Below are 17,546 nucleotides of genomic sequence, written 5' to 3'. Positions count from 1 at the left end.
ATTTCAGCAATTAATTGTTATGAACAACATCACCAATATGGAAGTTTTGGACATCACGAACTTCATTGATGTTGGTGATGTATCTTCCATACTGCTGAATATTTTGAGCTATTTGGTTAATTTTTTGAGTAGCTTGAGGCTGAACTTCCTCCCATCCTTTAGCAGGTAAACCTTTACCACCTCTAAGTTTAGCAATCACAAAATCTCCTGCATCCATGTCGAAGTGAGGAGTTTGTTCTGCACCATATAACTGCGACGCACTTTCAGGCACAGCTTTGCTGAGGTGATTCATTAAGTTAGAAACTTTAACTTCTGTGTCACCAGGTTTATTTGCTGCACCCTGCAAAGCTTCAAGAAAATGATATGTATAAATACTGTTTGAGTCATCTTTGATCCAAGAGTATTGCTCTCCCTCTGATGATGTAAAAACAACTCTGCCTTTACCTTGTTTCAATTCATCAATTAAGCCTTTGGAAGGAGCAATTTCTACAAAACCTTTTGGAAGGTTTAGAGTAGGGGTGATTTTACCTTCTTTAGAGGTTGCCATACCTGCTGCATGACAGCTATCAATAATAACCAGCAAACGCTCAGCTTGAATTTGTCGCAATGCATTAGTAAAAGTTTCAGCTGCTAGTGCCGATCCCGCTAAGTCAAAGGGATCAATGTCATGTTGCAGGAGATAGTAGCTCTTATTAGCCTCTTCCAACCAGCCATGTCCGGAGTAATAAATAAATACAGTCGCACTTGGATCTGTGTTTGCTTTTTCCTTTAGCCAATTCAAACCATCCAAGATGCCTTGCTGTGTTGTTTGCTGATTATTCAGCACTCGGATATGCTCTTTATCATCGGGATACGCACACAGTTCAGGATCAATTAAAGCAGCATAAATGGTCTGAGTATCTTTGACGGTTACTGGCAAAGATAACGGACTATAAGCAGACTCACCAACACCAATTAACAAAGCATAACCGTGAGTAAATGTATCACTCATAAATATTTATCCTCAATACCATCAACTCAATACCATCAATAAGTTTCAAAAACTACTGAGACTTACCCAAAAACTTCGACTAAAAAAGGGCTTGAAAGCCCTGAAGTTTAAACTTTTATTAAAGGCGACACCCGGATTTGAACCGGGGGATAAAGGTTTTGCAGACCTCTGCCTTACCACTTGGCTATGTCGCCGCTTGTGCGCTTATTTGCACTTGACAAATTGCACTGCTTTTTATATGAGCTTTTGAATAGCTATATCTTGAAGTGCTAATCCATTATAGTTTAACTCATGACCAATTACAACCTTTGGTGTGAAAGTTAGAGTCAGCGTGAATTTGGCAGCAACTAGGATATCACAGGAATGTCCAAGTGCTAAGTTCCAAGTGATTGGATGTTGTTCCAAACTCAAAACTCAACACTAACCTTTATTCAAAGGTGCTTTTGCACTCACTCAAGAGTTAGAACTCTGCGACTCTTGAGTGAGTTTCACCTCATCTGCAAAATTAGCCCGACGGAAAAAGTAAAATGGTCCAGCGATCGACCCCCAAGCATGCTCATCGGTTTCTATATCGCGTCCTCGGTCAAGGCTAATCAATTTTTGTTCATTGACTTCAAATTCATTGTCAAGATAAGTCTTTTTATTATTGCGAAACACGATACAACCTTTTCCCGGCTCTACCTTGCCTTTGAAGCTGTGACCCGTCCACTCTACAATCATGTTGCAGCCTGGCATTATTTCCACATCGTCGGCGCTGAGAGTTTTCAAGCGCTCAAGGTTACGGGATGCACCGTAGAACCGTTGTTCTTCTTTGACAGTATAGTTTTCCAAAATAATATGGTTTTCTGCGTTTATCAAGTTCAACACCCGCAAACGATAGGGGTCATTGATCATGTAGTCATAAGCTTGTTCAAGAAACAAACTCACGCCTGATGATAACCCCAAAAACACAGGACGCATACAAACACGGATGTGGGCATAAAAAGGTGGGTTTTCTATAGCTTGTTCTTGATTGCTAAAATCTGCTGCCATCCAACGGGCTAACGTGGCAATATCAGTAGAATGAGTCATTATACCAATCTTGAATTCCAGATTTTGAATTGGGTCAACCAAGCTACTTGGTATTTAAAGCTACCAGTGTGTAGCTGGATAAATATAAATTGTATTAGAAAGTATTGTATAGCTTGTAGTTGACTGTTTTCTCAGGAGAATTTTTTTGCTGACTCTCGTCAGGTAGAGGAAGATTGCAAATTTTGAGAGAAGTCTGATCGCTGGCTTCTGGGGATCAGAACTATGCCCTAAGTCCTTACGGACACGCTGCGCGTTCACGAAGTGTGCGCTTTGCGCTTACGGGCACGCTGCGCGAACGGTGGTTTTGAATTTTGAGTTTTGAATTTTGAATGAGCGAATTTTGAATTGTTAACGCCTTGTCCCTTTGTGATCCGACGAAAAGGTAAAATGTCTATGCTACGACGCTTAAGTGTTACCATTACTGCGACTGCTACATTCTGTCTGTTTTGCAATTCGCTAACATTAGCAGCGAGCACAAAGCCTCAACAGCCAGATAAATTTCCCCCGAATCCGCTAGAGATTACCACACCTGACCCACTACTACCACGTTCACCAAAAGATAAGCAGCCGCTGACCTTGGAAGAAAGTCAAAATTTGCAGGCGGCGCTAGATAAGCTCAATCAGCAAGCTACAGCGGCACTACAAGCAGCAGACAAGATAACAGCATTCGATATCTGGAATCGAGAGTTGCGCTTGCGTCGCTTTTTGGGTTCATTAGCTGAGGTGCAAGCACTGTCGCGAGTGGGTGAAATTGCTTGGAGAGAAAACAATCGCCAAGAAGTGCAGTACATCACACAGCGATTGCAAGCTATTCAAAAACAGGCGCAACCCCAAAAAACAAAATCCCAAAACACGATCGCCCAAAACACAATAGAAAACACGATAGATCTACAACTGTTGCGAGCCATAGGTCAAGCTTACCAACAAGTGCGATCGCCTAAAGAGGCGCTGCAAGTTTATGACCAAGTTTTGACAGCCGTACGACAGCAAGGAGATACTGCAGCAGAAGTAGACACCCTAAAGACGATTGGAGAATTACATTTAAGTTGGTTTGATTACGTATCAGCAGCAGCGACTTATGAGAAATTGCTCACTTTTGGTGACTCTAAAAACGATTCTGCCAACGAAATATCATATTTACAACAACTTGCTTACATTTACAAGCAATTAAAACAACCAGAGCAATCAATAAAGATACGTAATAAGCTAGCAGAAATCTACCAACGCCAAAACAACCCTGTGGAGTTAGCAACATTAAAGCAATCTATTGGCTCAGACTACGAATCTTTGGCACGAGAAAACCCCAGCTTCCTACAAGAAGCTTTCAAGAATTACAAAGAAGCATACACCATAGCTTGGCAATCACAGCAATATATTCGTGCTAGTGAAGTTTTGCAAAAGTTAATTCCACTGTATCGTTCTCAAGGACAAGTAGAAGAGGCTTTGCAAGCCAGCCAAATTCTTGTACAGGCACAGGAGCAAGCCGTCAACTTTTACGGTTTAATGAGTGCTTATGATCAAATTGGGCAAATTCATTTGCAACGCAAAGACTATCCACAAGCATTAACAGCTTTTCAAAAAGGTCTTGCGATCGCACAACAATTAAACTCTGATCAAACATACTTCACCCAGCAAATTCAAAAAATATCTGGGCAAACTTCGCGGTAGAGAAGGAGGGAGGGAAAGAGGGAGAGAGGGAAAGAGGGAGAGAGAGAGAAAGAAGAAAAGAGGGAGAGAAAAGTTAATGCTCAATAACTTTTGTCCCACACTCCCCCACTCCCTCATTCCTTCACTCACCCCATCTCCTCAAGAAGACGAGGCAAGGAATCCCCGCTTTTTCTAAAACGGGGAGGAATTGTCTCCTTGCCCCGTCTTGGTCATTAGTCACTGGTCACTAGTCATTAGTATAATTAATGACTATTTTTCGCTCCTCAGCTACTAATGACTAAAGACTAATGACTAATGACTAATGACTCGAAATCTCCCGGCTTTTTATGAAATTAAACGGAGTGAAAATTTCATAGCCGGGAGATGAGTTAATCTCTGTTTGCTCTTATTGCTTACACAACTTTTGCCTCTGAGTGTTTATGTACTCCAACAAGCTCATAAAGTTTATTCTCAAACTTCTCCATACAGACTGACCAATCAAATTCAAGTATAGAGAAGCGAGCGTGTTGAGACATTTCTTTCTTGAGGTCAGGATTTTCAAGAATTGAAATCACCTTGTCAGCAAAATCAGTTGAGTTATTTGGTTGGGCTAACAAGCCGTTAAAACCGGGTTTGATTTGCTCTGAGGTTGAGGGTGCAATAGCAGCGACAACAGGCGTTCCAGAAGCTAGCGCTTCGTTATTTGATGTGCAGAAGTTTTCAGTTAGTGAGGGATTGACAAAAACATCTGCACGAGCATACCAGCCTAAAAGTTCTGTTCCGTGGGACTCACCCCATACAGTCACACCTGATTTAAACTCTTCAGCACGCTTGCGGACTTCGGCATCGTAAGGACCACTTCCAATAATGACCAAATGCACATCAGGAATTTTGGCCGCGATCAGTGGATATGCGTCTAGAAGTTGGGTAACATTCTTTTCTGCGGTAATGCGTCCAACAAAAAGAAGAGTTGGTCGATCATCGTTAGGAATAGGGTTATAACAGATGTTTGCCGGATTAAATTTTTGACAATCAACTCCTTGGAAAGAGAGATATTCACTACGTTGGCATTTCATCTGTTCGTACTTAGCAAGCTGTTCTCGCGAAGGAAAGAGACTGACATCATAAATCTCACTGAACTGCTTAATCAAAAAGGGAATGATCGGACGAATCAGGCTGAAAAACTGATTTCCTAAGTAATATTCGATATAGGCAACAATATCTGTATGAAAGAGAGATATTATCGGGGTACCTGTTCGCTTTGCGTATTCACTCCCAATCGCACGACCGTAACCTTGTAAATAAAGTGAGTAAAATCCTCTGATTTGTGCCGCTTCTTCAACGACTATAATATCAGGCTGGAACTTTTCTAATAACTTAGTATCACTCCAATGCCGATAGTGTAATGGTTGCGGAAGAGACTTGTAAAATATCAACGGCTGTGTGGGAAATGCGTAGTCAGAAAAATTAGGGAAAGCCTTTAACTCTTCTATCCCTGGCATGGGACGATTGCTCACAGATTTGGGATACTGGTCGTTGATTTGAGGGTGAATAAGAAAGACTTCATGTCCTTGCTGTAACAACCAACGAACCCGCTGGTGTACTGCTACAGAAACTCCTGATAAAAAAGGAGCATACAAGCTTGTAAAAACCGCAATGCGAAGAGGTTGCTTGTTCATAATCTCTATGTATTTTTGTCTTTTTTGAAAGCTAAAAACTGGTGTCCAACAGAAGTACACTTCTCAGCAATAGCCCAGACCACTTTAGGATTTACGCATTGCGAGAGATTCTTAGTAAGCAGAAAAATTTTTCTATTCTTACTAACCCTGACTTGAAAATAGAACTCATCAATTCAGAACTCACCAACTCAGAACACAGAAAAAAGAAGATAAATTTTCATGTATCCGGTGGTTTGCAGTTCATGATGGCTGCTATTTATATTGTTTGAAAGTTAAAGTCTCATCAGTGACTCTGGATATCTTCTTTCCAGTCCTTTTCAGGAATACCAATTTTCCTTGGTTATCTATTTTACTGCTTGTGAGTCAATTCAATTTTTGCTGATTGATTGCTATTTTATATTTTATTGCAAATGATAACTGATGAATCTGCAACAAAATTATCAAATTAGAGTTTGTCTCAAAAGTTAGGTAATGTTCATCTGTTACAGAAAAAAAGAAATTGCTTGTTGTCGATGTAGTATTTTTTCAGTGATAATCATACTAAAATCATATATAAAATCTCCTAAAAATTAAGAAATTGTATGTTAGAGTGAATCTGGCTCATATCAATTAGAATACGGTTGTTTATTGCTCCTTATTTTTAGCAAGTATATATGTTTTGGAATGTTTGGTAAAATTTCGTACTCGAAGTGTTAAGAGGATAGATAAAGCAAAAAGTGACGACTCCACATACTCACTGCAACGGGCGTTAATGTAGGCTGGTGAAGAAATTTCTAAGCACCGAAGAGCTTCTAAAAGAAGATAAAGGAAGCTACTATGGTGCTTCACTTACCTACCCAATGTTGAAAAGTGAACTAGCACTTTAAATACCATTACAAACTCATCAAAAGCTAAGTGAAAAATCTGGGAAATTTAGACATGTTCTGCGTATTTTGTACATCTTATAAAGTACGCTTTTTTTCCTTGTGTTCAAGTTGTATGGTTTTTTTGAAAAAGGCTTGAACAGTAAACGTAGTAAAACTAAGGAGACAAACGGATGCGTGTGTTTGTGACTGGTGGATCGGGGTTTGTTGGTCGCAACCTAATAACCACTCTTGTACAACAGGGAGTTGAAGTACAGGCGCTGGTAAAATGGGAGACTGAAATTGACATACTCAAGTCCTGTGGTGCTGTTCCAATCTTTGGAGATATTAATGACTTCGAGGTACTGAAGTCTGGGATGGAAGGATGTACAGTTGTCTTTCATGCAGCTGCAAAGGTAGATGACTGGGGAGTTTTAGAAGAGTTCCAGAAAGTGAATATAGATGGAACACAACAAGTCATTGCTGCAGCAAGGGAAACAGGTGTATCACGCCTTGTTTATGTGAGTAGCGAAGCTGTATTGATAGGAGGAAAAGCAATCATTAATGCTGATGAAACTCGACTTCGTCCTGTAAAACCATTAGGTCCTTATCCACTGACTAAAGCGATCGCAGAAACAAAGGTCATTGAAGCAAACTCACCTGAACTCACAACAGTAGTGGTTCGTCCGCGTTTTGTGTGGGGAAAAGGAGACACCACATTGTTACCACGCTTTGTTAAAGCTATCCGCAATGGAGAGTTTGCCTGGATTTCTGGAGGTCGCTATCTGACTTCTACCTGTCACGTAAAAAACTTGTGTGAAGGGCTGATTTGTGTCGCAGAACGAGGAAAGGGGGGTGAAATTTACTTCATTACTGATGGTTCGCCTGTGGAATTCCGAAGCTTTATTACAGAGTTAGCACGTACTCAAGGAGTTGAACCAGGTAGACTCAGCATACCACGTTGGTTAGCCTGGACATTAGCATGGAGTTTAGAGAGGGCTTGGGAGTTGTTAAAGCTTAAAGGTTCACCTTCAATCACCCGAACAGCGTTGTCTATGATCGGATCCCAAGTCACAGTAGATGATAGCAAAGCACGACGGGAACTGGGTTATACACCAGTGATTTCACGACAAGAGGGATTGTTAGAGATGGTATAGAAACAAGTTGTAAGAAATATGAGCTGATGTCATATAGACACCTTACTATTATCAGCTCGATTTGAAACCTGATAAGGGCGATATTCAACTAGGCGGATGTTCCAAGGACTTTTGATTCGATAAGTCACGCCACGCCAGTTGACTTTTCGCATCCCTAGGGATGATACCATTGCTAACCCATAAACCCACTGTGTCAAGGGAATCGCTATTAGCATTTTCACTATTGTTAGAGCTGACAATTTTGTCATCGGCTCACCATGTTTGCGAATCACTTGCTGTACCCCTTGCTCCAATGCCAACATCATTAGGAGTAATCCCACCGTATAAATGCTAAAGCAGCCAAACGACAAACCTGCAATATTCCATTCTCCGCTCAACAACGCCACCAGAAACAACACTATGACGAGAGTAGGCATCAGTATACTGGAAACAACATCACTAACTACAGCCAACCATAAAGGGTGATAAAGCCGAGCAGACAGTAGTTGGCGCATTAGCGAGTATCTTAAGCTAGGTAATTCGCACTCTTCCCGATTGAGCATTATTAGAGAAGGCACAAACTTGACTTGCATCCCATGTTTTTCCAAGACCTTGCGGATCATGGTATCTTCGTTGAAGGCTTGCCCCCACTTATCTAGCAGTTCTGTTTGGTGAAGTAGTTCTGTTTTCACAGCCAAAGTCCCACCCCAAGGAATTCGGAACAAGTACATTTGCACCACTGTAGATACATTGCCTGCGTACCGCACCAAAGACCCCCAATATCTACCTGTCGGCAGGTACCAACGATTACCCGTTGTCGCCCCGACTTTGGGATGGGCGAGAGGGCTGACTAATTCACGCAACCAATTGGGATGGACGACTGTATCAGCATCTACTAGGGCAACGACTTTGTAGGAATTGTCCAACTCCGAGACAGCTTGCACTAGGGAACTGCATTTGAGACTACAATTTTGGCGCGCTATCCTCAAGGGGCTGATTTGGACGTTGGTCGCTTTTTGCTCACGGATGGTATCAGTAGCAATTTTCCAAGCGGGATCTTCTTGACTATCAACGATCAGCTTTAAATCATATTGTGGGTAGTTTTGGTTGAGTAGCGATCGCAAGCAATGAGTCAGAAACGGATCAGCTCCGCGTAAACAGAGAATAACCGCAGTTTTGGGCAACTGCTCGTCTGGTAATGAGTTTTTCTGGGATAAGCGCAGGTACAACAAAAAAACAACCGTAAAACATACCTGAATAGCCAACCAGCCCAGTAAAGACTTTGACAGGAAAATCGCTAACTCTTTCATAATTGGTATAGTTTTTTATTCAGTGAACAGTTATCAGTAAACAGTTAACAGCATTAGCTTCAAATCACTGATAACTGTTCAGTGGAATTTGACGTTTTATGGATCGAGCGAATATTTCATGACTATATTGATAGTTGTATTTTTTTTCAGCAGAAAACTCGCATCGCGAAACTTTGGTGTCCCCGTTGATATTGATATAGTAGGATTTTGGGAAATACCAAAACCTTCTTTTGGAATACCGAAAAAGTCTTTGTTTAGTTTGTGGTCTCCATTTTGGTCATCAACAACGGCGACAGCATAAGTTCCTGGCTTCAAGCCTGAGAACTGCTTCTTCACAGAACTTCCTGTTATCTGAGTGCAACCACTTTGTACTTCACTGGTATTACTATCAGGAAATCCTTTTTCACCGGAGTATACTCTTAGGCAAACTTGACCATTTTTGTGATGTAGCCCATTTACTACAACAGTGAGTGTTGCAGTGGATTCTGCATTCACTGTTCTAATTAAACTGATGCTTGCTACGATAGCGAGAAAAAAAGTGTTGATTTGAGATATTTTAAGCATGAGCTATGCAGTTCTCAACAAGTTCTTTTACCTTTGTTTTAAGATGTAGAAAAAGCTCAAGAACACTTTTTCTACTTGAGTGGCACAGTAAATAGCTTTAGTCTTGGGACTTACGCACGAGTTACGAAAGAAGAAGACTGTGAGATTGCTTCCTGACGTCGCAATCACGCAACTACGTTATTTTGGCGTAAGTCTTGAGTCTGTAATATCAAGCCTGTAGGCGATCGCCAGTTACAGACTTGATATTAGAATGGAATAGAGTTAATTACCAAAAAAGCTTGCCTGTTCTTGTATTGATTTTATTTGCAAACGTTTCGAGAACATTTGAGCAGCTATAAGCAGGTCTTTTATCAAAAGATATTCTGTCCCTTTTAGCTGTTTCAGCAAACTTATATAGCAACAGATTCGCTCGTAGTAATTAAGTGGAACATACCATACCGAGAGCAAATACTCCCAAAATATTCTCCAATGTGGAAGCAGAATTTTCCCCTTTTTTGAAGAATCAAACCACACTGTATACGCATAGAAATCAGGGAGCATACTCAATGAGTATTGTGGATTATTGTTAGTAAACGACAAGTGATGTGGAAAGAACAGACTCAATGATTGTTGTGAATGGCTTCTAGCAAAGAATAGGTATTCAGGAATTTCATAAAACCGTCCAAGCAGACCAAGTCTTAACAAAAAAATGGCGTCTGCAGCACCGTGACTACCTATAGGTGGTGTCTTTCTGAGGGCGCTTGCGCGTATCACGCCGTAAGTTTGATAGCAGAGGTGCTTAGCCAGAAGCTGATGAAAACGCTCGTGTGGTATTGGTGAATCAGTTTGGAGTTGGATATCGTAGTTTTGTAGAAATTTCCCGTGTTCGTCAATGAAATAGGTTTTGGAATGACACAAGATAAGGGTAGGATCTTGGTCAAGTACCTCAATGCACTTCATCAAAAAATCTGGAGCATGCAGATCATCATGGGCAGCCCATTTGAAGTACTCACCTGAAGACAATTCAAATACACGGTTGAAGTTACAGGCACCGCCGATATTCTTTTCGTTACGGTAGTAACGAATGCGTTTATCTTTAATAGCGTATGCTCTACAAATTTCCTCAGTCTTATCTGTTGATGCATTATCTGAGATAATTAGCTCAAAATCTTCAAATGTTTGAGCCAAAAGTGAATCTATGGCTTCTTTTAAAAATTTCTCGCCATTGTATACAGGCAGTCCAATGCTCAATCTTGGCTGGTTGTTGGTCATAAAAAAAGGATGCAGAGATTCCGTGAGAGATGAGAGTTGTTGCTTAACAAGAAGTTTATAGAGAAACTTCTTGTTGTTTGGAGTCTGGAGTAAAAAGTAAAGTATCGCGCGACAACTTTATTGGACAAATTTTTGAAGATCTGTTTTTTTAAGCCATTCCTGTGTCAGCCGCATACCCTCTTTTAAATCAATTGTTGGTTGATAATTTAACCTGTTTTGTGCTTTCGCAATTGAATACGCGTAAGGGCGAGTCATAAAATCTACAACTTCTGGTAGAAGATCGGCTTCTTTGCGGAAAAGTTTTTGTCCTTGATAGCGCAATTTGAGAAATAATTTCAGTTCATCTTTTGGTAAAGAAAAGGGTGCGGCTAAACCTGCTACCTCTGCTAAGTGTGTAAAATATTCTTTCCAAGTTGTTTCTTGTCCATCAGTGACATTGAAGATTTCCCCATATGCTTCTTTTTCGATAGCAAGAAAGATGGCATCAATCAGGTTATCAACGTAGACATGATTAATGACTCCTCGCCCATCATTAGCATATGCAAATAATTTTTGCTTCATCATCATAAGTGGTCGAATTGTCCAGGGAATACTTCCAGGTCCGTAAACATCTCCTGGTCTAATAATCATGATGCCAAAATTGCCAGGCTCGTTCAGTTCTAAAAGTGCTTTTTCAGCTTCTATTTTTGTTTGACAGTAGGGATTATCTTCACCACGTAATGGTCCATCTTCTGTGATGCGATCAGGATAGTTAAAACCGTAGACTAGAACACTTGAGAGATGAACAAAAGTTTTCACACCAGCATTTTTAGCCGCTTGAGCTATGTTAACTGTTCCCTCAACATTTCTCTGGCGAAATTGGTCGAGTGAACCACCTTCTTTAGCTAGTTCATCTGTGTGTAAAACTATGTCTACTCCAAGACATGCCTTTTCAGCAGCAGTTGGATCAGTGACACTGCCATAAATCACCTTAGCACCCAAGTTTTGTGCTTTTTTATTCTTATCTGAAGAATCTTGTAATCCACAAACCTTTATCCCTTGCGCCATAGCTACTTCTGTAGCACGCAAGCCAATAAATCCGCCAATTCCAGTGATGAGGAGAGTTTTGTTGTTGAGGTTCATAGAGGATAAAGGATAGAGGATTGTAATGAAAAACTGGAGTCCTTTTTAAGGAGTTGTTCTTCGTCATTAGCAGCCACCGCGTTACGTTCTGTTGGAGGGTTTCCCCTCATGGAGTGCAAGTGGCGTTCATTTACAGCAGATTCGATGTTTATGAGGTACAGCAACCGATTCAAATTCAAAGTTTAAAAACTATCCCTGAAATTGGTGTACCTCACGTACCTCAAAAGCGCTGTATATTGAAAAATAACTAATGACTAATGCTAGAAAATATCTGCTGGATCTGTAGAGCGAAGCTGGTTAATAGCTAGTGCTCCAGAAATCATACACATTAATATTGTTGACATGAAAACGATGATTCCATTGTTTACAGACATCATTATTGGTAATTTAGTGGCTTGCATCGCAAAATTATATATACCTAAAGAAAAGAAAAATCCAGGTATGTAACCCAAAACCGCCAAGATGATAGCCTGCTGAAAGACAACATGAAATAGATAATTGTTCGCGTAACCTATGGCTTTTAAAGTAGCATAAGCAACTAAATGATTGGAAATATTACTGTAAAGAATTTGATAAACAATGACGATCCCAACGACAGAAGCCATTGATAACATGAGATTCAGGATAAAACCAATTGGTGTTCTGTTAGCCCAATATTCTTTTTCAAAGTCAATAAATTGTTGACGAGTAAAAACCAAGATATCATTAGGTAAGTTAGCTTGTAACTCTCGTTGAACATTTTGTGGATTAACACCAGGCTTAAGGGTTATTGCACCTATATCTATCATTTCTGATGGACGGCTATTTTGAAATATTCTCAAGAAGGTAGAGTCGCTGACAATTAAATTTCCATCTACCCCAAAGGAGGAACCTAAGCTGAACAAGCCACCCACTCTCACTCTATAACCAGATAATGAGTTAAAAGGAAAAATCTCAATAAATTGTTCTGTCTTTTCTTTTTCAAATCTTTCAGGAATATTTCCAAATTCTGGTCGAGAATTACGATCAAAAAGCACAACATCAGGAATTTGAATTTTATCTAAGTTTGCCTCAATTTCTGGCAGATTCATAACAGGCTTTCCTGGCTCAAACCCAATAACATATATTGAGTATTTTTGACCGTTGACAGGATTTTTAAATTTGGCAAATCCTATATACATAGAACTGACAGACTCGACACCATTAAACCCCAAAGCTTGATACAAGCGAGTCCGAAAAAAGCTTTGATTTGCTGTTAATGCTTTGTATTGAGAACTGATTAAAAATAAATCACCCTGGAGATGTCGATGCACTTGAGTAGCGCTGGTATAAAGAGCATCTTGGAAACCAAGTTGGATAAACATCAAAATTACAATAAAACCAATACCAGCAACAGCCACAAGAGAACGAACTTTGTTTCGGACGAGTTGCAGCCATGCCAAAGGAATTTTAACAGCCATTATTCCAGCCTTTAATACACTTCTCAGTTATCAGTGAGCCAGCGCTGCAGGAGGGTCTCCCTCCGTAGGCGACTGCGAACCCGAAGGGTTATCAGTTACCAAAAATCAGTTCCAGTTATCAGCTAAGCTAAAACACATTTAAATTGCATAATTAATAGTTAGGTTTGTTGACTGTCCTAAGTTGACACTCAACAGTTAACGGTCAACACTCAAGACGATCAATATGCAAGTTAAAAATCCAACAGCTTATCACTGTTCACTGATGATTGTTCACTGTTGACTGAATGTGAATGGCGACATCCACTTGTAAATTGGTTAAACCTGCGACTCTTTGACTATCTGCTGGATCATCAATACGGATTTTCACCTGAATGATTCTGCGGTCTGTATCTGCTGCTGGATTGACACTGAGGATATTTTGTCTGTCAACTTGCAAACCAATTTCACTTACGGTTCCTTTTATTTTTTTGGAGAACGCAGTGCTGGTGATGGTCGCTTTTTGACCGATACGGACTTTGCTAATATCAGTTTGATAAACTTCTGCCACCACATACATTTGAGATGTTTTGCCTATCTCAATAATCCCTTCATTACTGTTCACTTCTCCTGTTTTGGCGTGAATTTTCAAAATTCTTCCATCTATGGGAGATTTGAGATATGTTAAATCGTAGTCTGCTTTTGCTTGTTGGACGGCAGTGATAGCGCTTTGGACTTGAACATCTGCCAATTTAACATCGACAACACGTACTTCTTTGATACTCCCCAGTTTGGCTTTTGCCTCCCTGAACTGGTCGTTGATTGTGTTGACAGTGCTATTAAGATCTGCTTGAGCTTCTGTCAGTTGCTGTTGCACTGTCCGTTGTTGCAAACGCTTGCTGTCTGCTGTGGAAGCAGAAATGGCACCTTGGTTGTAGAGTTGCTGATATCGATTGTTTTCGGTTTGAGCATTTTCTAATTCAGCCTGCAAACGAGCAATTGTCGCTCGCTTAGTCGCCGTATCTCCTTTTAATTGTGATTCCAAACGAGCGATCGCCGCTTTTTGAGCGTCTACCTCTCCTGTTTTAGCTCCAGCTTTGACTTGCGCCAGTTGAGCTTGAGCAATTTGAACTTTGTCTGAAGCTTGTTGTAGAGCTGCTTTACTCCGAGCATAGTTTTCTAATAAAGCCAAAACTTGTCCACTGCGAACCTCATCTCCTTCTTTGACCAACATTTTTTCAACTCGGACACCAGAGAGTGAGCTAGGAGCAAACAATCTAGTAACTTCACCTTGAGGCTGCAAACGTCCCAACGCAGTCACAGCAACTCTGACAATCCTCGTTGGGGCTGTCTTTGGCGCTTTTACTGCCTGAGTGTGAAGGTTGGATCTTCTTGCTAAGTTATGAAATAATACAAGTCCGGTTGCTGAAGCAACAAGAGCTGCCAATAAAATTGGCCACCGATAGGTCGGTTTCGTGTATAACTGACTTCCTTTTTCTGTTGCCATCTTTCATCTCAATTGTGTCATGTTGAAGCTTAGTCTAAATAGCTATATCTGTTGATTGCCGTGAATGGATATGAAAATTTTTTAAGAGAACTTTTCCTGTGTAGCTCTTATATTTTTGACTGGAAAAGTCTTAAGAAGTTTTAGAAACTCTTCTACGTAATTCCTTAGAACAAAACTACCTAGAATAACTATGTCGATAGTGAAATGGATTGTATTGTTACACCAAAATCCACGATTTTATCCAATCAAAATATAGAAATATCGGATCAATGACTTTAAAGACCTAGAGATGCTATTTGAGAGACCTCAGTCTCAAGTAAAACGAAGCGACGTTAGATCTAATTTGCAAAACCCTGTCTTCCATACTCGCAAAAAACTTTTATCTTGTCAACCACAAATGCATATGTTTTATCTTATTTTTTTTACTCTATTCAAGTTTCAAAGAACAGAATGTAGAAAAAATGTTGTTGCCAAAACTACAAAAAAAGAAAAACACTACAACGTTTTCCAATTGATTTCACTACATCTCTCCTTCTCTCACTCTCTCACTCCCTCTCTATTGAAAACGTAGTCTATATACCTGAAAGTTGCTGTAGCTTCTGCCTTTCACGCCCAAGCAGATAACTCAAATACTAAAACAGGGAACTTTATGATGGCAATTAACTTCCGTAATTTTAAGCGAGTCAGTACTGAGAGCAATCAATCATGATAAAGGACAAAGGTTTAAGAATGAAGTGAGAATAAGTATACAGATGTCATTCTCCAAAATCAAACAGAAATCCAAAATATTAATTGGTTCAATAGCTTTCTTCCGTGTTTTGGAGCAATCCGTGAAATTTACGATTCACCATCAAATTTATACTTTCTTCTTTCTATGACTATCAGCAGAATGGACAGACATAAAACATTTTAATCAAAGTTATTATGAAATTTCTGTTTTTGATAGTACTGATTAAATAAACTAGCGATATCTTATTGTTAGTGTTTTCGCTGACAACACTAAAGAGCAGCAATTATGCCTATAAAGTCAGTAGCCATACACCAAATTAAAATAGGTCATAACCGCCGTCCCCTCAACGGTGATAACGTTGAGGAGTTGAAAGAATCAATTCAGGCTAATGGTCTATTGAACCCGATCACAGTAGACCGAAAGCTGAACTTGATTGCTGGGCTACACCGTCTGACAGCTTGTCGGCTACTTGGTTTAGAAAAAATCGAGTGTAATGTTGTTGATTACGAAGATGCTGATCAAGCGCGTTTGGCGGAAATTGACGAGAACTTTATCCGCAATGAGTTAAAACCTCTAGAGCGAGCAGAAATGCTCTTGGAACGCCAGAAAATTTTGGACAGACTCGGACTCATGGCCAAAGCAGGGGATAATCAGCATACCCTCAAAGGTGGTGAAATCATTTCACCACCTCCCAAAACAAATTTAGAGTTTGCCAAAGAAATTGGATATAGCGAGCGTAGCTTGCAACACGATAAGCAGATAGCCAAAGATATTCACCAACAAGTCAAACAGAAAATAGAAGGTACGCCCATCGCCGATATAAAAACTGAACTGCTCAGGATAGCTAGAACGGGGAGTAAAGAACGTGCCTTAGCAGAACAGGCAGAACATGCTCTGGAGTTAGCTCAGGCCAAAACAGACAAACAACTTGCCCAACAGCAAGCTAAAATAGCGGCACAATGGCGACTTCGGCAACAAGAGTTACAGTTGCAAGCCTTTAAAATTGCTATGGCAAACAGAGAAGCTAAGTTGGCTGCAAAGAAAGCGAAATCTTTGGTTGAGGAGCATCAAGCAGGAAAACCAACATTAACCCAAGGCAAGCCTTGGGTTAATGTTGGTGACGAATGGATGCTCAACCAACAGCATCTCGTTTATTGTGGAGATACTGCTAGTAAACAATTCACAAACCTGCTTCCTGGTAATGCGGCTTTAGCGATTGCAACCCTTTCCCCAAGTTGGAATCATGATTACTTAATAGATGAAGCTAGAATTGTCGCTGTGCTACGTTCCGAGGGCAACATTTATAACTTTTGCTGTTGCACATCTATGCCATTTCAGTACGAATTAGTCCTTGGTAATTTGTATGTAGGTATTTTTTCACGCCAATCAATATCCAAGCCACAGATACCAATTCATGTAGAAGGAGTGGAGGGAATAGTCGCTTACTTACTAAATATGTATACAAATCCAAATAATTTTGTCATAGCCCCATTTATGGGACACGGTGAAATTCTGATTGCTTGTGAGAGGATGGGACGTACCTGTTTTATTGGAGGTGAGAATCCAGAATTGATCAGTCGCGGAATCATGCGGTGGCAAGAGTGGACTGGTAAGTCAGCTTCAAAAACCGAATCATCTGAACTATAAAGTTGGGTTGGTTTGGTTCACTTCAAACCAACCTATCTTGAAAATAGGAAGGAGGAAGTCAGCGAGTAAGGAAAAAATCTTTTCATTCTTGCAGATGGGCAAATGCTTATGAGGACTACATAGATTAACTTTCTCTTCCAAACACTAAGATTTAATAGTCTGGTGTTGATTTCCTTGACTCTTAATAGAAATGGCGGCTAAGAATTACAATAACTGTCATGTTCTTATCAAACTATTCTGTTAGTGTATGCATTTATTAAATCGCCCGTGAATGTACAAAAAATACAGTACTTGTTTCATGAGAACAAATTTTATCTGAAAACCTTAATAAATAACTTAAGAAAAACTAAACAATAGTAAACACCTATACTGTTTAATTTTTGGAAAACTTTCTGTATGCAAAAAATCTATTTTTTATTTTCAAATTGCTAAAAACGAACTATTCATTTTTTTTAGTTTATGCTAGTCTTTTTATTAATTATCATGCTTCCAGGTAATAAGGCACATGATTGAGTTAATGAAAAGTAACAAATCAAAAACACTCTGCCTGCTGTCACCTGGTGTTCATTCAATTATTTGTTGAAGAAGAATCCAGAACTCATAATGCAGAACGGGCTGCGCCAGTTCTGAGTAC

General features: G+C 40.0%; 14 protein-coding genes and 1 tRNA gene. 4 read left to right on the top strand and 11 right to left on the bottom strand.

Going from position 1 to position 17,546, the window contains the following annotated elements:
* Nucleotides 1–10: 10 nt before the first annotated feature.
* The 4 genes from AC5JM2_RS08325 to AC5JM2_RS08310 form a co-directional block, all read right to left on the bottom strand.
* Entirely contained in the window at nucleotides 11–991 is a 981-nt protein-coding gene (locus AC5JM2_RS08325) for a caspase family protein (RefSeq protein WP_495834426.1), read from the bottom strand.
* A gap of 122 nt (nucleotides 992–1,113) precedes the next feature.
* Nucleotides 1,114–1,185 (bottom strand) — tRNA-Cys (locus tag AC5JM2_RS08320).
* 40 nt (nucleotides 1,186–1,225) lie between these two features.
* Nucleotides 1,226–1,402 (bottom strand): hypothetical protein, encoded by a 177-nt coding sequence (locus tag AC5JM2_RS08315; RefSeq protein ID WP_495834425.1) that lies wholly within the window; start codon nucleotides 1,400–1,402, stop codon nucleotides 1,226–1,228.
* 42 nt (nucleotides 1,403–1,444) lie between these two features.
* The gene (locus tag AC5JM2_RS08310) at nucleotides 1,445–2,062 is read right to left on the bottom strand and encodes a chromophore lyase CpcT/CpeT (protein WP_495834424.1); all 618 of its coding nucleotides are present in this window, start codon (nucleotides 2,060–2,062) and stop codon (nucleotides 1,445–1,447) included.
* A gap of 393 nt (nucleotides 2,063–2,455) precedes the next feature.
* On the opposite strand from AC5JM2_RS08310, the gene AC5JM2_RS08305 reads away from it, so the two are divergent.
* Nucleotides 2,456–3,730 (top strand): tetratricopeptide repeat protein, encoded by a 1,275-nt coding sequence (locus tag AC5JM2_RS08305; RefSeq protein ID WP_495834423.1) that lies wholly within the window; start codon nucleotides 2,456–2,458, stop codon nucleotides 3,728–3,730.
* 392 nt (nucleotides 3,731–4,122) lie between these two features.
* On the opposite strand, the gene AC5JM2_RS08300 is transcribed toward AC5JM2_RS08305, so the two are convergent.
* A complete protein-coding gene (locus AC5JM2_RS08300) occupies nucleotides 4,123–5,388 on the bottom strand; it encodes a glycosyltransferase (protein WP_495834422.1) in 1,266 nt (421 codons plus the stop codon).
* A 41-nt stretch (nucleotides 5,389–5,429) separates the two neighbouring features.
* Between AC5JM2_RS08300 and AC5JM2_RS08295 the strand changes: the two genes are divergently transcribed.
* Nucleotides 5,430–5,657 carry a hypothetical protein gene (locus AC5JM2_RS08295; RefSeq protein ID WP_495834421.1) on the top strand — a complete coding sequence of 76 codons (228 nt, stop codon included), beginning with the start codon at nucleotides 5,430–5,432 and terminating at the stop codon, nucleotides 5,655–5,657.
* A gap of 767 nt (nucleotides 5,658–6,424) precedes the next feature.
* Nucleotides 6,425–7,387: an NAD-dependent epimerase/dehydratase family protein gene (locus AC5JM2_RS08290; protein WP_495834420.1), complete on the top strand. Its 963-nt coding sequence runs from the start codon at nucleotides 6,425–6,427 to the stop codon at nucleotides 7,385–7,387.
* Nucleotides 7,388–7,416: 29 nt separating this feature from the next.
* On the opposite strand, the gene AC5JM2_RS08285 is transcribed toward AC5JM2_RS08290, so the two are convergent.
* The 6 genes from AC5JM2_RS08285 to AC5JM2_RS08260 form a co-directional block, all read right to left on the bottom strand.
* Nucleotides 7,417–8,676 carry a glycosyltransferase family 2 protein gene (locus AC5JM2_RS08285; RefSeq protein WP_495834419.1) on the bottom strand — a complete coding sequence of 420 codons (1,260 nt, stop codon included), beginning with the start codon at nucleotides 8,674–8,676 and terminating at the stop codon, nucleotides 7,417–7,419.
* 96 nt (nucleotides 8,677–8,772) lie between these two features.
* Nucleotides 8,773–9,240, bottom strand: coding sequence for a DUF2141 domain-containing protein (locus AC5JM2_RS08280; RefSeq protein ID WP_495834418.1), 468 nt, complete (start codon nucleotides 9,238–9,240; stop codon nucleotides 8,773–8,775).
* 261 nt (nucleotides 9,241–9,501) lie between these two features.
* Nucleotides 9,502–10,491: a glycosyltransferase family 2 protein gene (locus AC5JM2_RS08275; protein WP_495834417.1), complete on the bottom strand. Its 990-nt coding sequence runs from the start codon at nucleotides 10,489–10,491 to the stop codon at nucleotides 9,502–9,504.
* A 117-nt stretch (nucleotides 10,492–10,608) separates the two neighbouring features.
* Nucleotides 10,609–11,613 carry an NAD-dependent epimerase/dehydratase family protein gene (locus AC5JM2_RS08270; protein ID WP_495834416.1) on the bottom strand — a complete coding sequence of 335 codons (1,005 nt, stop codon included), beginning with the start codon at nucleotides 11,611–11,613 and terminating at the stop codon, nucleotides 10,609–10,611.
* A gap of 260 nt (nucleotides 11,614–11,873) precedes the next feature.
* Nucleotides 11,874–13,052 carry an ABC transporter permease DevC gene (devC, locus tag AC5JM2_RS08265; RefSeq protein WP_495834415.1) on the bottom strand — a complete coding sequence of 393 codons (1,179 nt, stop codon included), beginning with the start codon at nucleotides 13,050–13,052 and terminating at the stop codon, nucleotides 11,874–11,876.
* A 256-nt stretch (nucleotides 13,053–13,308) separates the two neighbouring features.
* On the bottom strand, nucleotides 13,309–14,535 hold the full coding sequence (locus tag AC5JM2_RS08260) for an ABC exporter membrane fusion protein (protein WP_495834414.1): 1,227 nt from the start codon (nucleotides 14,533–14,535) through the stop codon (nucleotides 13,309–13,311).
* 1,015 nt (nucleotides 14,536–15,550) lie between these two features.
* Between AC5JM2_RS08260 and AC5JM2_RS08255 the strand changes: the two genes are divergently transcribed.
* Nucleotides 15,551–16,912 carry a ParB/RepB/Spo0J family partition protein gene (locus tag AC5JM2_RS08255; RefSeq protein WP_495834413.1) on the top strand — a complete coding sequence of 454 codons (1,362 nt, stop codon included), beginning with the start codon at nucleotides 15,551–15,553 and terminating at the stop codon, nucleotides 16,910–16,912.
* Nucleotides 16,913–17,546 lie beyond the last annotated feature (634 nt).

This window comes from Brasilonema angustatum (genome assembly GCF_059505445.1).
This window is presented reverse-complemented; position numbering and strand designations above follow the sequence as displayed.

What these genes read in the sequence shown, in the direction of transcription:
- AC5JM2_RS08325 (WP_495834426.1), bottom strand. Translation starts at nt 991, where the DNA reads ATGAGTGATACATTTACTCACGGTTATGCTTTGTTAATTGGTGTTGGT.
- AC5JM2_RS08310 (WP_495834424.1), bottom strand. Translation starts at nt 2,062, where the DNA reads ATGACTCATTCTACTGATATTGCCACGTTAGCCCGTTGGATGGCAGCA.
- AC5JM2_RS08305 (WP_495834423.1), top strand. Translation starts at nt 2,456, where the DNA reads ATGCTACGACGCTTAAGTGTTACCATTACTGCGACTGCTACATTCTGT.
- AC5JM2_RS08300 (WP_495834422.1), bottom strand. Translation starts at nt 5,388, where the DNA reads ATGAACAAGCAACCTCTTCGCATTGCGGTTTTTACAAGCTTGTATGCT.
- AC5JM2_RS08290 (WP_495834420.1), top strand. Translation starts at nt 6,425, where the DNA reads ATGCGTGTGTTTGTGACTGGTGGATCGGGGTTTGTTGGTCGCAACCTA.
- AC5JM2_RS08285 (WP_495834419.1), bottom strand. Translation starts at nt 8,676, where the DNA reads ATGAAAGAGTTAGCGATTTTCCTGTCAAAGTCTTTACTGGGCTGGTTG.
- AC5JM2_RS08280 (WP_495834418.1), bottom strand. Translation starts at nt 9,240, where the DNA reads ATGCTTAAAATATCTCAAATCAACACTTTTTTTCTCGCTATCGTAGCA.
- AC5JM2_RS08275 (WP_495834417.1), bottom strand. Translation starts at nt 10,491, where the DNA reads ATGACCAACAACCAGCCAAGATTGAGCATTGGACTGCCTGTATACAAT.
- AC5JM2_RS08270 (WP_495834416.1), bottom strand. Translation starts at nt 11,613, where the DNA reads ATGAACCTCAACAACAAAACTCTCCTCATCACTGGAATTGGCGGATTT.
- devC (WP_495834415.1), bottom strand. Translation starts at nt 13,052, where the DNA reads ATGGCTGTTAAAATTCCTTTGGCATGGCTGCAACTCGTCCGAAACAAA.
- AC5JM2_RS08260 (WP_495834414.1), bottom strand. Translation starts at nt 14,535, where the DNA reads ATGGCAACAGAAAAAGGAAGTCAGTTATACACGAAACCGACCTATCGG.
- AC5JM2_RS08255 (WP_495834413.1), top strand. Translation starts at nt 15,551, where the DNA reads ATGCCTATAAAGTCAGTAGCCATACACCAAATTAAAATAGGTCATAAC.